Genomic DNA, 14,764 nt, shown 5'->3' with positions numbered 1-14,764 from the left:
TGCCCTCCCACTTCTTCAAGCCTGAGCGTTAAACCCAATGCTTTATTACATCCTCCGCAGACTACTGACCATGATCCCGACGCTTCTGGTGATCAGTCTGCTCACGTTCTTCATCATTGAGCTCCCGGAGGGGGATTACATTTCGAACCAGATTGCGGTTCTGAAAGCCTCAGGTGAATCCGCCTCCATAGCCAAGTTGGAGTTCTTGCGTCAGGAGTTTGCGCTGGACCGGTCGTTTTTTGAGCGGTTCGCCATCTGGGTTGGCCTCTGGCCGGGACCGCATGGGTTTGACGGTCTCATTCAGGGAAACTGGGGCTGGTCGTTTGAGTATGACAAGCCGGTCTACGAGGTGGTGGGGCCAACCTTGCCACTGACTATTGTCTTGAATGCGGCCACCATCCTGTTCGTTTATCTGGTGTCATTTCCCATCGGCATCTATTCCGCCACTCGGCAATATTCGTGGGGCGATTATGGTTTCACCTTTCTGGGCTACATCGGCCTTGCCACGCCCAACTTCCTGCTTGGCCTTGTTCTCATGTATCTTGCCAACGCATGGTTCGACCTTGCCATAGGTGGTTTGATGGATCCCAAATACATTGGGGAGCCGTGGTCGGTGGACAAGGCGCTCTCTGTGCTCTCGCACTTGATTGTCCCGACCATCGTGATCGGCACTTCCGGAACCGCTGCCATGATCCGGCGTCTGCGCGCAAACCTTTTGGACGAGCTGCACAAGCAATACGTCACCACCGCGCGGGCCAAGGGCATGAAAGAGGGCGCGCTTTTGGTAAAGTATCCGCTGCGCATGGCCCTTAACCCGTTTATTGCAGACATCGGCAACCTGATCCCTTCGTTGGTCTCCGGCTCCGTGATTGTTTCCGTGGTTCTCAACCTGCCAACGGTAGGCCCAGTGCTTCTCAATGCTCTGCAGTCGCAGGATCAGTTCCTTGCAGCATTCATTTTGCTGTTCGTTTCCGTGCTCACCTTGGTTGGCATGCTGGTATCGGATTTGTTGCTCGCGGTGCTTGATCCGCGCATCCGTCTTGGGGGAGGGAGCGGCTCATGACCAACCGTATCCGTCAGACACCGCGCGAAGAACCGCATTACGTCAACCCGGAACCGTTTGACCCCACCTCAACCGACGTGCTGACGCCCGAGCAGGAGCGCTACTATCAGGCGTCGCAGTGGAAGATCATGTGGTGGAAGTTCCGCCGCCACAAGCTGGCGGTCTGGTCTGGCATCATCCTCATTCTGTTTTACCTGTGCGTGCCATTTGCCGAGCTGATTGCGCCATACACACCGAACGAGCGCAACAACGACTTCCTCTACGCCCCGCCGCAAGCCTTGCACCTCTTCCATGAAGGCTCTTTTGTCGGGCCGTTTGTCTATGGCTACAAGGCGGATGTGGATCTGGAGACCCTGCGCTGGGTCTATGAAGAAGATACCAGCCAGGTGCAGCCCTTGCGGTTCTTTTGCTCTGGTAGCACCTACCGGTTCTGGGGCCTGTGGGATATGGATTTCCGGTTCGTCTGTCCTGCGCAGGATGGCACCATGTTCCTTGCAGGCACAGACCGTTTGGGCCGTGACCAGCTCTCCGGGCTGATCTACGGCGCGCGCCTGTCGCTCACCGTGGGCATCGTCGGCATCACCATCTCCATGTTCCTCGGCATCCTGCTTGGGGGGCTGGCTGGCTATTTCGGCGGCATCATCGACAGCCTGATCCAGCGTGTCATCGAGATCATGCGCTCCTTGCCGGAGTTGCCGCTCTGGATGGCGCTTTCGGCTGCGCTGCCCGTAACGTGGTCACCGGTCTGGATTTATTTTGGCCTCACCATCATTTTGGGGCTGCTTGATTGGCCGGGGCTTGCACGTGCTGTGCGCTCAAAGCTGCTTTCTCTGCGCGAGGAGGAGTATGCCAAGGCCGCCGTGATGATGGGCGCTCGCCCGCGCCGCATCATCTTCAAGCACTTGCTGCCGGGCTTCACCTCACACCTCATCGCTTCGGCCAGTCTGTCGATCCCGGCCATGATCCTGGGGGAGACCGCGCTGTCCTTCCTGAATTTGGGGCTGCGCAGGCCTTCCGTATCGTGGGGGGTGCTCCTAAATGAGGCTCAGAACATTTCGGTTGTGACGTTGTACCCGTGGCTCATGGCTCCGGTGATCCCAATCATTATCGTGGTTCTTGCATTCAATTTCCTTGGCGACGGTTTACGTGACGCCGCCGACCCTTATAAATAAGGCACTTTCGGGCCATTGAGTCTTTTTCGGCTCTGGCCCGCGCCACCAACAATGGGGACTAATCCATGAAAAACGCCAGTACCGCTGATGGCTGGGATGAGGAATATCGTCAGGGCCGTTGGGCATTCCTGCGCTCACTACCGGAAAGCGGGCGCTACGGTATTATTGGCATGTGGTTGGCACTGACCAATTCCAATGAAGAGATTTTGGACATCGGCTGCGGCGAAGGTCTGCTCTATGAGCGCCTCGCACCAATGGGCGTGAAGCGTTATGTGGGCATGGACCTTGCCCCTGCAGCTCTTGAGATTGCTGATGTCGACCCATCCATCGCGTCTTTGCGGGCAGGGGACATGCATACCTTCGAGCCAAACGAAGGGGAGACTTTCAGCGCAATCATCTTCAATGAAGTGCTGCACTTTGCCGAGGACCCGGGCGCGGTTGTGGCCCGCTACGTGCCATACCTCAAGGAAGATGGTGTCATCGCCCTTTCCATGTATTCGCCAAAGCGGCCTGAGTCCGGTGCCAACAAGCTCATCGCAAAGCTTTGGGAAGCAACGGATGATGAAAGCAAGTGGGAAGTGCTGGACGACTACGCACTGCGCTCTGACAAGAAGAACGTCACATGGCGCATGCGGTTGGTAAAGCCAGTCCGCTAAGCCGCATTTGCATTCAGAATGACACAAGGCGCCCGGGTGGCGCCTTTTTCATGCCTCCTCTGCCGACTTATTGTGCCACCACACACCCATTTCTCCCGCCGTTATCCCAACGCCCCATCCCTCTGCCGCCATCCGGCCCCTCAACCCTCTGGCGTCATCCCGGCCCCCGAGCCGGGATCCAGTTAGGGCGTCTCCTTCGCACCTCGGTGCTTTGGGCTCTGGATACCGGATCAGCGCTGCGCTTGTCCGGTATGACAGTGATTGTTTTGGTATGGTGTAGAAGGTCTCACGGCCACGTTGTCTTGACGGTCATGATGCCATACAGATTTTCACGGTCCGCGAGCTGATCTCTCGGCGCTTGGGTCGCGTTCGCCACCTCGCATGACCACCACCATGATCCAGCGCCTTACCCTCTGCCGCCATCCGGCCCCTCAACCCTCTGCCGTCATCCCGGCCCCCGAGCCGGGATCCAGAAGGAGTGTGCAGCAGAAACGTCAGCGCTCTTGGGCGTCAGGTTCGAATTGCCTTGGCGCGGGCCACTTCCTCGGCAAACAGCTCGGGAAGCGCAGGCCACGCAGCGCCGGGGTGATTGGCGGCAATGCTGAGGAACTCCTCAAGGAAGGTGTAGCAGCCTTCCTCATGAGCCAGATGGTGGGTCAGAATGCCAAGCGGCTCCTGCGGGTTGGTGCGACGGCGCATGAACTGCAGATCAAACCGGTCCATGGCACTCTTCCAGCCGATAAAGCGGTTGTTCTTCTTCCACTTGATAATGTCCACATGCGACTGCACCTGCGCGAGGGAGTAGGGGTGCATCCATGTGAAGGTGGAAAGACTTTTAAGCCCAATGCCTTCCAGACGGCGCACCACACCCGGATCAATCCGGTTCCACGGCGGCACCACAGCAGGAATGAAGCGGTCGGGAAACAGCTCTGAAAGGCGAGCGAAGCCTTCTTCGAGTTGCGTCGTGATCTCATCAAGGTCCCGGCGACTGCCCAGCTCGGCTGCCTTCTCACCCAAGTCCTTGCGCTGAAAGTTCTTGTGTTGCCAGCCATGCTGGAGAACCCACGCCTCATCACTGGTTTCAAGACGTGCGGCCAAAGTTTCCTTGGCGTGTTTGGGGATCACCGCCAGAGCTACGGGCACTGAATAGCGCTTGGCGATGTCAAGCAGGCGTTCCAGATCGTCCGTTGGCTCGATGGCATCGTCATCTCGCCACCAGAATCTCACCTTCTGGCCGCGCGCAGCAAACCAGTCCAGATGGTCGCGCAGAGAGCTGCGAAAGGCGTCAAGGGCCAGTGCATCAGCGGCGGTCATGAAATCACCTGTCTTTCACGCTCGGCAATCAGAATATCGGCGCTGCGCTCGGCACCGCCAAGCAGCACGGTCATGTCGGAGCGGGGCAGGGAAAGCGCATCATCCACGGCAGCGGCAAGGCCCTCTGGTGTCAACGTGTCCTCCGGAATGCTGACCGCACGCTGTCTTTGCACCAAAGCTTCGGCCCGCTGGGCCTGCTCGGTCTCACGCACCTGAGCAAACGGCACGAACACAGCGGCAACGCCCGCAACAAGGACGTCGAGAACGGTGTTGTATCCAGCCTGCGAAACGGAAAGCCGAGCCCGGGTCAAAAGCTCGGGGAAGTCCGGCCGGGCGCGCTCGACGATGCAGCCCTCATGGGCTTTCAGTTGCAGCGCGGCAAACGTCTCCTCATTGATGTCATGGCCCACGAGCACGCGCCACGTGGTGTCACCGGCCCTGCGGCTCAAGGACCGTGCAATCAGCGCACTTTCAAGCAACTGCGCCCCTACAGCGCCGCCACCGCATGACACGATCACCTCGTCATGACCATCAGAGGAGGGGGCGATTGTGTCGCGCTGGGCGTCCACATACCCCGTATAGCGCAGGAGGTGCTCCACCTGCTGTGCAAAAGGAAAACTGTCGGAAAGCCGCACGAACTCCGGGTCGGAATGCACCAGAACACAGTCGTAGTATCGCGCCGCCTGCTTGGCCATCCATTCCTCCTTCCAAAGCTGCTGCTTGCGCACCAGAATGTCGCGAATGGAGGAGGCAATCAGTGGCGGCCGTTCCTGTGCCTTGGCAAAGCGCAGCAACGGAGACAATTCCTGCTCGAATTGACGGCGTCCGAATGGGTAGGTTTCGGTCAGCAGAATGTCGAAGTCGTCGGCCTGAAAAGCCTCAAGGGTTGTTTGCGTGCGCCGCTCGAACCAGCTGTCGTCAATTGGTGTGCCGTCTGGGGTCACCAGCTTGTCGAAGACCGCATCCGGGCTGCGAACGGGCGGCAATTCGACCACGTTCAAACCATGGGTGTTCAGCGTGGGAGGCACCGTGTTGCCCGAGGCAAGGGTCACTTCCACACCGCGGGCGGCAAGAGCACGGCCAATTGCCGCTGCACGCACCACATGTCCGGTTCCCAAAAGGTGCTGAACGTGGATAAAGGCTTTCATCTATGTTTTCCGGGTGTTCTTTTCTTTGAAAATTTCGCGGGCCCGCGCCAGCAGCATGTTCAGGTTCTGTGTGCCAGCGGCAAGGCTGTGCCGGTTCAGAATGTGCGCCCGCGCGGCACTGCCCATTTGGGGTGCCAGCTCTGGGCGTTCAAGGATGCGCTCAATGTTGGCCGCCATTGCGCTCACATCCCCTTCAGGAGATAGAAAACCGGTTTTCCCATCCTCCACGATGTCGGGCACACCAAACGTGTCCCCGCCAATCACCGGTCGGCCCGAGGCCTGCGCTTCAAGGAACACGAAGCCAAAGGCCTCACGAATGGCCGGCCACACCAGCACGTCGTGGTCGGCGTAGACCTGTGGAATGTCATCGCCCACCTTTGGTCCCAGAAAAGTAACCGGCAGGCCGCTGAACATCTCGCGTACCTCATGGAATTCCGGTCCATCGCCAACGATGGTCAGGCTCCAGTTTTCAGCGCGCAGGAGCCTCAAGGCTTGCGCCAGCACGGCATAAGACTGCACCTTCGCGCCCGGCCGCATCATGCCCACTGCCAGAAGCTTGAGCTTGCCGTTTTCTCGAAGGGCAACGGGAGGCGCTCCCAAAAACGGGTCTGCATCAATGAAGGGCGGAATGATGGTGAGTTTGTCGCAAACAACGTCGCGCAAGCACTGTGCATCTGCGCGGTGCAGGGCCACCACCTGATCCGCCGCGGAAAGGGCCTTGTCTGCCTCGGCAAAACCGAAAGACCACTCGCCAGTGGCTTGTTTGGGCGCGCGGCTGGCCTCAATCACGAGGTAGGGACAGCCGAACTCCTCAGAAAGCGCCGGGCCAATCCAGTCCGGTGCCTTGTGGTAGAGATGATAGGTCAAGAACGCATCCGGCTTGTACCCGGTGCTGCGCCATCTGGCGGCAATGGCTTCGGCTTCACAAAGCGCTTCGTCTTTGAGGGCCTGTTGCATGGCAACGCCCCCGTTCTTGCGCCAGCTTCGGAACCGGGTCGGCACCTCCACCTCATGCCCGCCTTGCTCCAACGCCCTGACAATGAGCCGTGCCAGCGTCCGGTCTCCCGAGGGCGTCGGATCATCCAAAGGCTTCATGGGTGCCGTGAAGGCCAGCTTCATGCTCTATCTCATAAAACGGTGTCGAACTTGGCTTTCAGCCTGTCCAGTCCCGGTGCGGTTTCAAAGCTGCTGCGCACATGCGCCGAGCCTGCCTGGCCCAGCCTGTCACGCTGCTGCGGATCCTTGATAAGCTCTAGAAGCACATCTGCCAATTCCTTTGGCGCTTCCGGTGCCACAAGACGGCCGGTCTTGCCATCTTCAATCAGCTCAGGAATGGCAGAAACCTGCGTAGAAACGCAGCAAAGGCCCATGGCCTGCGCTTCCATCAAAACATTTGGCAGGCCGTCCCGGTCGCCGGTCTTGGCAATCTTGCAGGGCAGAGCGAACAGGTCTGCCTGCATACAGGCTTTGATGACTTCCTCGCGCGGCTGGGCTCCGCGCCACTCAATCCGGTCTGCAATGCCGAGCTTCTCACCAAGTGTTTTCAGCTTGTCCGCAAGCTCGCCGCCGCCGATGTGAACGAAGCGCCAATTCAGGTCCTGCGGCAGCTTTTTCAAAGCCTGAAGCAGGGTGTCGTAGCCCTTTTTCTCAACGGCCCGGCCCACGGAAAGCAGTGTAACCGGGGTCTCTTGAGCCCCCGTCAGCGGTTGCCGCGCGCCATCCTTTACCGGAAATGAGCTGAAATCCAAGCCATGGTAGACCAGTTCTATTTTCTCCGGTGCATCCATCAGGCTTTGCAGATAGTCCACGTTCACCTGGGTGCAGGTCACTCCCCATGCCGCGTCTGCCAGCTTCACCTTCAGGTCCCACTCAGGAGAGGTCCAAATGTCCTTTGCATGGGCAGAGAACGACCACTTGCGGCCGGACAGGTGCGCAGCATAGCGCGAAACCGAACACGGCGTGTGCAGGTAGTGGGTGTGAATCCAGGTCACATCCTCCGGCAGCTCATGGGCAAACACACAGGCTTGCCCCCAGCGCCGCTTGCGGTTGTTGTTGTTTTCATTGGCAAGGTCAGCCTCAAACAGCGCCCGTGCCTTGTCATAGGTCGGCTGTTTCTTTGCCCAGGAAATGGCCTTGGCTACCCGTTTGGGGTCATCCTTGATGTACTCGGGCAAGTACAGCACGTCGCTTTTGATCTGGCGGTGCAGCTCGTGAATGTAAGGATCATAGGGTTTGCGCAGCGCAACGATGAGCTGGCCAATGCCCCTGTTCTGCAGCCCCAGAATCTCTTGGGCAATGAACGTCTCAGAAAGGCGTGGGTAGCCTTTCACCACTACAGCGATACGTGACATGTAATTATTGAACCTAGGAAGGCCGATGAGCGGCCAATTGCAGCACGGGGGTGTCCTCTTTGTAGACTGGGGTTATATCGCGTGCACGGTAGATTTCATCAACCCGCGCATTGATAACCTCAAGACCGCCGAGAACGGTTCTGGACTGCGCCTGCGAAGGTGCCGGTGCCCCCGGCAACTCGGAAAGCGCATCCAGCATCAGGTCGATGTCAGGATAGGCGTCGATCGGCAGCACGCGCACAAGGCCAAGGCGTTTGGCTTGCTCGGCGCGGATCGCTTGCTCGCGGCGCGGCACAACCCGCGGCACCAGCAAGGTCGGCTTGTCAAACGACAGGATCTCACAGAACGTGTTGTAGCCACCCATGCCCACAACGGCCGTCGCCCGGTCAATGTAGGGCTCCATTTCCGGTGTAAAGCGGATCACTTCCACATCGCGCAGCTCCTCGGCGCGTGCGGCAAAGTTCTCCACCTTCTCTGAGGGCATGAAGGGGCCCAGCACAATCAGGGCTGGGAAGAGGGGGCGCTCACGAGATTCATAGGCGCGCATCACCCAGTCCACCAGTTCAATGCCATCACCACCCCCGCCAGGGGTAACCAGAATGTACGGCGCGCCATCGAACGGCGGCGTAAAGTTGGCAGAAACCTTTGGCAACGAGCGCTGCAGGTAACCAGTGAAAAGCGTCTTGTCATGAACGGACTGCGGCAGGCCCATGCCGTCCAGCGGATTGTTCATGAAAGACGGGCCGTAGACCCAGATTTCGTCGTAAAGGTCGATCAGCGCCGGGTCCACGTTCTTGCGGTCCCATTCTTCGCGCAAAACTTCCGGATCATCCATCACATCGCGCAGACCCAGCACCAGCTGAGTCGGCGTGTCGGCAAGGTATTGCAGCGTCGGCAGCACTTCCCCGCGCAATCCCAAGGGTTCCTTATCAACAATAAATATGTCCGGATTAAAAACCTTAGCCGTGTGCTCGATTATGGACGAACGAATGGCAAGCGTGTGATCGATGTTCAAGTGCAACGACAGCGATGTGTAATCCCCGCTGCGCAGCTTGATGACGCCGGGGATACGGACAAAGTCCACCCGAGACTTGAACTCATAGCTGCCTATGATCGGTGATCCGGAGAGGATGAGCACGGACATTTCCGAGAATGTGCCCACCAGAGACTGTGCAATCGCACGGCAGCGGCGCAAGTGGCCCAAGCCGAATGTATCGTGGCTGTAAATCAGAACCTTGAGGGCGTTGGAAGTCATGCACTCATCATAATTATAGGAGGATACCCTTACGCCAACCAGTACACTCGGCGCTTTTGCTGCGACACTAAAAGCATAGTGGCTGATCCGCAATGACTTAGATTGTCAAAATGGATTGAGTCTCTTCTGGATTGTTAATAGTTGAATCTCTACTGTAGCGCAGGTTGTAGCACAGGCCGAAGGTCGGGTGCGGCCAGCGCTGTGCCCGAAGATCAGCGCGGCACCCCGTATGCCAGCGCCCTGCCAATGAGAATGAGTGGACCAGGTTCCTAATGGAGAAAAGCCTCTTTCGGTTTATCTGGAAGAACTCAGCCAGGTATCAGATCACGATTTTGCTGATTACCTGTCTGTCCTATCCAGTCAGCTTCATGCTGCTGGATCTTCCAAAGCAGATTACCAACGACGCCATTCAGGGAACTGCCTTTCCGCGTGAAGTGATGGGCGTTGAACTGGACCAGATCGAGTATCTGGCCTTTCTGTGTTTTCTTTTCCTGTTTCTGGTTGTGGTCAGCAATGGCATCAAGCTGTTCCTGAATGTCTACAAGGGCCGCCTCGGCGAGCGCATGTTGCGCCGCTTGCGGTTCGACCTCTACCAGCGTGTTCTGCGTTTCCGGTTGCCCCACTTCAGGAAAGTCAGCTCCGGTGAAATCATCCCGATGATCACTGCGGAAGTTGAGGATGTGGGCGGCTTCATTGGCGAGGCCATCGCTCTGCCAGCTTATCAGGGCGGCATGCTGGTGGTGCAGCTGGGCTTCATCTTCTTGCAAGACCCGCTTCTCGGGCTGGCAGCCATCAGCTCCTATCCAATTCAGGCCTACATTATCCCGAAACTGCAGAAAAAAGTGGTTCTGCTGTCTCGCGAGCGTGTACGCAATGTGCGTGTCATCTCCGACAAGATCGGGGAGAGCATTGGCGGTGTCACGGAGATCCACGCCAATGACGCCTCCGCATGGCACTCGGCGGATCTGTCTGATCGCCTCTATAAAAACTTCCGCATTCGCTTCGATATTTACAACCGGAAGTACTTCATCAAGTTCGTGAATAACTTCATGAACCAACTGACGCCGTTCTTCTTTTATCTGATCGGCGGCTATCTGGTCATCAAGGGCGAGCTCAGCATTGGTGCTCTGATCGCAGTCATCGCGGCCTACAAGGATCTGGCAGCTCCGTGGAAAGAGCTTCTGGCTTACTACCAGATGACCGCTGATGTGAACGTCAAGTATCAGACTGTGGTCGAAAACTTCGATCCGCAGGACATCTACCCACTGGAGCGCATCAAGGGCGAAGAGAGCTTCAATCTGGATGGCGATCTGGTCATGACCAATGCCACATTCGCCGGAGGCTCTTCAGGGCAGGAGGTCTTCGGTATCAACCTCACGGCCAAAAGCGGCAAGACTTTCGCGGTGATTGGCGTCGACGGCTCCGGCCGGACGGAAGTGCTCCAGATGGCGGCTGGTCTTTTAAGCCCCACGGCTGGCCGTGTCGAGATTGGCACCCACAATCTGGAAGGGCTCTGTGAGGCCACGTTGGGCCGTCAGATCGCTTATGTGGGCGGTTCGGTTCACGTTTGGACCGGCACAATTCGCGACAACCTTTACTATGGTCTGCGCAACCGTCCGCTGGATGAGCCATCCAAAGAGCATGCTTCATCCTCGGAATATCGCCGCTGGATGGAAGAGGCGCGCGCCACTGCCAATCCGGAGTACAGTCTGGATGTGAACTGGCTGGACTATGACCGTGCTGGCGCAAAAGACACGGAAGAGCTTGATAACCGGGTTCTGGAGATCATCGAGGTACTGGGTCTGTCGAAGGATCTTTATCGCCTCGGCCTTCAATCCGTCATCGATCCAGAACACGACGCCGAGCTGGTACAGCGCATTCTGGATGCCCGGCACGTGCTTGCCGGAAAGGTTCAGACCGATCCGAAACTGCGCAATCTCGTTGAGCTGTGGGACATAGACACCTTCAACGCCTCTGCAAGCCTTGCGGAGAACCTGTTTTTCGCGGTTCCGAAAGACAGCTCACTGCAGCTTGAGGACGTGTTGAAGAACAAACGGGCCGTCAAGTTCCTCGAAGACACCGGACTTGATGAGCGCCTCGTCGAGATCGGTAAGCAGATCGCTGAAATCATGATCGAGCTGTTCTCCGACGTGAGTGGCGACAGTGAACTTCTTGACACATATTCCTTTATTAAGCAGGAAGATTTGCCTGAGTTTGAGCGCATTCTGCGCCAGATGAAAGCGGGCAAGCTGCCGAAGAAGACCAGAATCGCGGACCGCAACCGCATGATCAACCTGGCCTTCAAACTGGTGCCGTCCAAACACCGTCTCGGTGTCATGGATGATGCGTTGCAGGAAGAATTCGTCAAGCGCCGCAAGGAGTTCCGCGACCGCGTAGGGGCGGAAAACGACGTCATCACCTTCTTCGACAACGACACGTACATGCCAACGCTCACCATTGAGGACAACCTGCTGTTTGGTCGTCCGCGTCTCGACCGTCGTGATGCACGTCAGCGCATTGATGAAGTGGTGCGCGAGCTTGTGATGGAGTTGGGCTTGCGCCAGCCCGTGCGCCGCGCCGGGTTGGACTACCACGTGGGCGTGGCCGGGTCGCGCTTGTCTGCGCACCAGCGCCGCATGATCTGTGTGGCGCGGGCGCTCATGAAGTCGGCACCCATCACGATCTTGGACGACACCATTGCCGGTGTCACGGAAACGGACCGTGAATTGCGCAATGGCATTCGCAAACTGCTGGAAGGAAGAACGCTCATTTTCGGATCCACCAACGTTCCGGTAAAGGATGAATTTGATGCGTATATCCTCTTGGAAAACGGAAGGGTTTCGTCTTTCTCCTAAAAAGTTGTAGGGTTGAAGCAGTGAGTGAGTCCGAACCGTGTGGCCGATTGAAATCTTTCCGTTTGGGTGGAGGAAAATGAAGTGAGTATCGATACAGAAGTTGCAGCATTGAGAAAGGTGCCGCTGTTCTCAGGTATCGACCAGACCAAACTCCGCTTGCTGGCGTTCATCAGCGAGCGCATGGAGTTTCAGGACGGAGAGGACATGTGTGTTCAAGGAGATGTGGGCGACAGCGCTTTCATCATCCTGTCCGGTGAAGCCGCGGTGGTGGTGGACGGAGAACACGTGGCAACTGTGGGTCATCATGCCATTGTCGGTGAAATTGCGATCCTGTGTGATGTCCCAAGAACCGCTACATTGAGAGCAGTTGGGACAACAGACGTGCTGACCGTATCCAAAGACAATTTTCTTAAACTCTTGAAGGAGTTTCCGGAGATGTCGCTGGAGGTTATGAGGGTACTGGCGCAGCGTCTCGAAAAAACGACAAGAGATCTGGCCGACGCCAAGGCTCACTCCTGAGGCAAAAGGCTGGACGAAAGGATCGGGAAGGTAGTTTGGTGCACGAGTTTTCGCTAAAAATTTGGGGGGTGCGCGGCTCAACCCCAACGCCGGGGACGGGGACCCTGCGCTATGGCGGCGAAACGACCTGCTTTGAAATCAGAGCGGGTGATGACCTTATTGTTGTCGATTGCGGCTCTGGCGCGCGCAACCTCGGTTATGAACTGGTCAAAGGGCCAGGGCGTCCGGTGGACCTGTTCTTTTCGCACACTCATCTCGATCACATATGCGGCCTTCCGTTCTTCAAGCCAGCTTATGACCCGCGCTTTCACATCAAGGTTTGGGCAGGGTGTTTCAACCCGCACCGCGAACTGAAGGATGTGATCTGCCGCGTGATGTCTCCGCCTGTGTTTCCGATCACGGCGTCGAACCTGAAGGGCATCGAGTTTGGTGAGTTCATTGCAGGTAGCTGCATGGACCGGGACTCAGGCCTGCGCATATGCACCATTCCGCTCAACCATCCGGGAGGCGCATGCGGCTACAAGTTTATCTATGATGGCAAGTCCATGTGCATCATCACCGACCATGAAATGGGCGATGCGGAAATTGATGTTGCTGTCGTGGAGTTTATTCGTGATGCCGAAGTTGTGATCTACGATGGCATGTACACCAGCGTAGACTACGAAAAATACAAAGGCTATGGCCATTCCACTTGGGAGCATGTGGTTGAGCAGTGCGTCAAGGCAAACGTCAAGACGCCGGTGATCTTCCACCACGACCCGACGCGAACGGATGACGAACTGGACGAAATTGGCATCGCAGCGAAGGAACGGCACCCGGGCGCTCTCATCGCCTCGGAAGGAATGGTGTTCCGCCCCTAGGCTTCCGGTTTTGTCACACTCTCAGTCTGTTGGCGTCAGATGTGCTCTGCGCGCAGGGCGTGGCCGTAAAGGTTAGAGCCAGTGTGAGTTGGGAGCCATCTGCATGCATCAGACCACCGGAGAGCAAATCTCCGAGCGCCTTCCAGAAGAAAAATCTATCCCAGAGCCCGCAGTCGCTCCCAAACGGCGCATGCGCATTGTGTGGGAGAGCATCCTTGGCCCTCGTGTGACAGAGGGCGTTCTTCCCTCCCGTGTCCGTCAGGAAATTGCCCGTCAGGAAGTGGCTGCCGAGCGGTTGATCGGCATCATCCAGCTTGGTGTCATCGTGTTTTTTGCGGTGCTTTATGCCATCGCACCGCGCGCCGAGGGCTCTGAAGGGTTCAATTTCGTGCCCTATGCCATAACCGGCTACTTCCTGTTCACGATCGTGCGCATTTATCTTTCGTTTCGCGCCGTGCTGCCGGATTGGTACTTGATCATCTCCGTTTGTGTGGACGTGGCGCTTTTGGTGGCCATCATCTTTTCCTTCCACATCCAGTATGGGCAGCACCCGGCGTTCTATCTCAAGACGCCCACGCTCATGTATGTTTTTCTTTTCATTGCGCTGCGGGCCTTGCGGTTTGACCCCCGGTTCGTGCTCTGGACAGGCGCTGTGGCGACCGTTGGTTGGCTGGGGTTGGTGTCTTACGCCCTCATGTCGGAGATGGGCGCCATGAAGATCACCCGCAACTACGTGGACTATCTCACCAGCAACGCCATTCTCATTGGTGCAGAGCTCGACAAGCTGATCATCATCATCTCTGTCACGGGCCTGCTGTCCTTGGCGTTGTTACGCGGCCGGCGCATGCTGTTTGCGGCGGTCAGAGAGCATCTGGCGGTGGAGGATCTCAGCCGTTTCTTTGATCCTCAAGTCGCCAACTCCATTGTGTCGGCGGATGAAAAGGTGAAAGCCGGGCAGGGCATGATCCGCGACAGCGCCATCCTCATGGTCGACATCCGCAGCTTCACCTCAACAGCAGCAACCCTGACACCCCAGGCCACCATGCGTGTTCTGGCGCTTTATCAGCAGCTTGCAGGCAAGATCATCACCGAGGCCGGTGGGCAGATCGACAAGTTTCTGGGTGATGGCATTCTGGCCACCTTTGGCGCGGTTGAAGAAACCGAGGCCAATGAGGCCAAGGCCCTGGCCGCAGCTGTAGAGTTGAACCGGGTTCTCACGGCAGCGGCTCCCCAGTTTCGGGAGGCGGGCTGGCCATTGGATTTCCGCATCGGCGTTGGCGTGGCATCTGGCGAAGTGACGGTTGGAGTTGTTGGAGTCGACGATCGGCTTGAGTTCACCGTCATAGGAGATGCGGTCAACCGCGCAGCGAAATTGGAGGACGCCAACAAGGCCGTGGGGTCTACGGTGCTCACTGACCGAACAACCTATGATGCCGCTGTAAAACAAGGATTTTCCGTAGCGGAATTGAACTTTAGGTCAGGTGAGGTTGCAGGAATCAATGGAACAGTAGAGCTTGTTGTTCTTGCGTAATTGTCCGAATTAGGGTCAATACGAAGATGGCCGTCGTTTT

At 57.3% G+C, this 14,764-nt stretch carries 12 protein-coding genes; 7 read left to right on the top strand and 5 right to left on the bottom strand.

The window, feature by feature from the left end; genetic code table 11:
* Nucleotides 1-37: 37 nt before the first annotated feature.
* The 3 genes from PUV47_RS04235 to PUV47_RS04225 all read left to right on the top strand — a co-directional run bounded on the left by PUV47_RS04235 (nucleotide 38) and on the right by PUV47_RS04225 (nucleotide 2,891).
* Entirely contained in the window at nucleotides 38-1,063 is a 1,026-nt protein-coding gene (locus tag PUV47_RS04235) for an ABC transporter permease (RefSeq protein WP_274217218.1), read from the top strand.
* A complete protein-coding gene (locus PUV47_RS04230) occupies nucleotides 1,060-2,235 on the top strand; it encodes an ABC transporter permease (RefSeq protein ID WP_274217217.1) in 1,176 nt (391 codons plus the stop codon). Before PUV47_RS04235 ends, PUV47_RS04230 begins: the two co-directional genes overlap by 4 nt.
* Before the next feature lie 65 nt (nucleotides 2,236-2,300).
* The gene (locus tag PUV47_RS04225) at nucleotides 2,301-2,891 is read left to right on the top strand and encodes a class I SAM-dependent methyltransferase (protein ID WP_274217216.1); all 591 of its coding nucleotides are present in this window, start codon (nucleotides 2,301-2,303) and stop codon (nucleotides 2,889-2,891) included.
* A gap of 510 nt (nucleotides 2,892-3,401) precedes the next feature.
* Here PUV47_RS04225 and PUV47_RS04220 read toward each other — a convergent pair.
* Genes PUV47_RS04220 through PUV47_RS04200 form a run of 5 tightly spaced genes read right to left on the bottom strand, consistent with a single transcriptional unit; the run spans nucleotide 3,402 to nucleotide 8,959 of the window.
* Nucleotides 3,402-4,205 carry a polysaccharide deacetylase family protein gene (locus PUV47_RS04220; protein ID WP_274217214.1) on the bottom strand — a complete coding sequence of 268 codons (804 nt, stop codon included), beginning with the start codon at nucleotides 4,203-4,205 and terminating at the stop codon, nucleotides 3,402-3,404.
* Entirely contained in the window at nucleotides 4,202-5,353 is a 1,152-nt protein-coding gene (locus tag PUV47_RS04215; RefSeq protein WP_274217213.1) for a glycosyltransferase family protein, read from the bottom strand. The genes PUV47_RS04220 and PUV47_RS04215 overlap by 4 nt, the downstream gene beginning before the upstream one ends.
* On the bottom strand, nucleotides 5,354-6,472 hold the full coding sequence (locus tag PUV47_RS04210; protein WP_274217212.1) for a glycosyltransferase family 4 protein: 1,119 nt from the start codon (nucleotides 6,470-6,472) through the stop codon (nucleotides 5,354-5,356).
* Between the two features lie 8 nt (nucleotides 6,473-6,480).
* Nucleotides 6,481-7,704 (bottom strand): glycosyltransferase family 4 protein, encoded by a 1,224-nt coding sequence (locus PUV47_RS04205; RefSeq protein ID WP_274217211.1) that lies wholly within the window; start codon nucleotides 7,702-7,704, stop codon nucleotides 6,481-6,483.
* 13 nt (nucleotides 7,705-7,717) lie between these two features.
* Nucleotides 7,718-8,959 (bottom strand): glycosyltransferase family protein, encoded by a 1,242-nt coding sequence (locus PUV47_RS04200; RefSeq protein WP_274217210.1) that lies wholly within the window; start codon nucleotides 8,957-8,959, stop codon nucleotides 7,718-7,720.
* A gap of 272 nt (nucleotides 8,960-9,231) precedes the next feature.
* On the opposite strand from PUV47_RS04200, the gene PUV47_RS04195 reads away from it, so the two are divergent.
* The 4 genes from PUV47_RS04195 (at nucleotide 9,232) to PUV47_RS04180 (ending at nucleotide 14,724) form a co-directional block, all read left to right on the top strand.
* Nucleotides 9,232-11,814: an ATP-binding cassette domain-containing protein gene (locus PUV47_RS04195; RefSeq protein WP_274217209.1), complete on the top strand. Its 2,583-nt coding sequence runs from the start codon at nucleotides 9,232-9,234 to the stop codon at nucleotides 11,812-11,814.
* Nucleotides 11,815-11,895: 81 nt separating this feature from the next.
* Nucleotides 11,896-12,333, top strand: coding sequence for a cyclic nucleotide-binding domain-containing protein (locus tag PUV47_RS04190; protein ID WP_274217208.1), 438 nt, complete (start codon nucleotides 11,896-11,898; stop codon nucleotides 12,331-12,333).
* A gap of 38 nt (nucleotides 12,334-12,371) precedes the next feature.
* Complete coding sequence (locus tag PUV47_RS04185; RefSeq protein ID WP_274217207.1) at nucleotides 12,372-13,193, top strand: MBL fold metallo-hydrolase; 822 nt, start codon at nucleotides 12,372-12,374, stop codon at nucleotides 13,191-13,193.
* A 103-nt stretch (nucleotides 13,194-13,296) separates the two neighbouring features.
* On the top strand, nucleotides 13,297-14,724 hold the full coding sequence (locus PUV47_RS04180; protein WP_274217206.1) for an adenylate/guanylate cyclase domain-containing protein: 1,428 nt from the start codon (nucleotides 13,297-13,299) through the stop codon (nucleotides 14,722-14,724).
* Nucleotides 14,725-14,764: the final 40 nt, after the last annotated feature.

Source organism: Pseudovibrio exalbescens (genome assembly GCF_028737195.1).
Classification (GTDB): domain Bacteria; phylum Pseudomonadota; class Alphaproteobacteria; order Rhizobiales; family Stappiaceae; genus Pseudovibrio; species Pseudovibrio zosterae.
The sequence above is the reverse complement of the archived record's forward strand: the minus strand, read 5'-3'. Positions and strand labels throughout refer to the sequence as shown.

Excerpts from the sequence above, each read along its gene's own strand:
- PUV47_RS04235 (WP_274217218.1), top strand. The coding sequence starts at position 38 with ATGCTTTATTACATCCTCCGCAGACTACTGACCATGATCCCGACGCTT.
- PUV47_RS04225 (WP_274217216.1), top strand. The coding sequence starts at position 2,301 with ATGAAAAACGCCAGTACCGCTGATGGCTGGGATGAGGAATATCGTCAG.
- PUV47_RS04205 (WP_274217211.1), bottom strand. The coding sequence starts at position 7,704 with ATGTCACGTATCGCTGTAGTGGTGAAAGGCTACCCACGCCTTTCTGAG.
- PUV47_RS04200 (WP_274217210.1), bottom strand. The coding sequence starts at position 8,959 with ATGACTTCCAACGCCCTCAAGGTTCTGATTTACAGCCACGATACATTC.
- PUV47_RS04215 (WP_274217213.1), bottom strand. The coding sequence starts at position 5,353 with ATGAAAGCCTTTATCCACGTTCAGCACCTTTTGGGAACCGGACATGTG.
- PUV47_RS04210 (WP_274217212.1), bottom strand. The coding sequence starts at position 6,472 with ATGAAGCTGGCCTTCACGGCACCCATGAAGCCTTTGGATGATCCGACG.
- PUV47_RS04195 (WP_274217209.1), top strand. The coding sequence starts at position 9,232 with ATGGAGAAAAGCCTCTTTCGGTTTATCTGGAAGAACTCAGCCAGGTAT.
- PUV47_RS04180 (WP_274217206.1), top strand. The coding sequence starts at position 13,297 with ATGCATCAGACCACCGGAGAGCAAATCTCCGAGCGCCTTCCAGAAGAA.
- PUV47_RS04230 (WP_274217217.1), top strand. The coding sequence starts at position 1,060 with ATGACCAACCGTATCCGTCAGACACCGCGCGAAGAACCGCATTACGTC.
- PUV47_RS04220 (WP_274217214.1), bottom strand. The coding sequence starts at position 4,205 with ATGACCGCCGCTGATGCACTGGCCCTTGACGCCTTTCGCAGCTCTCTG.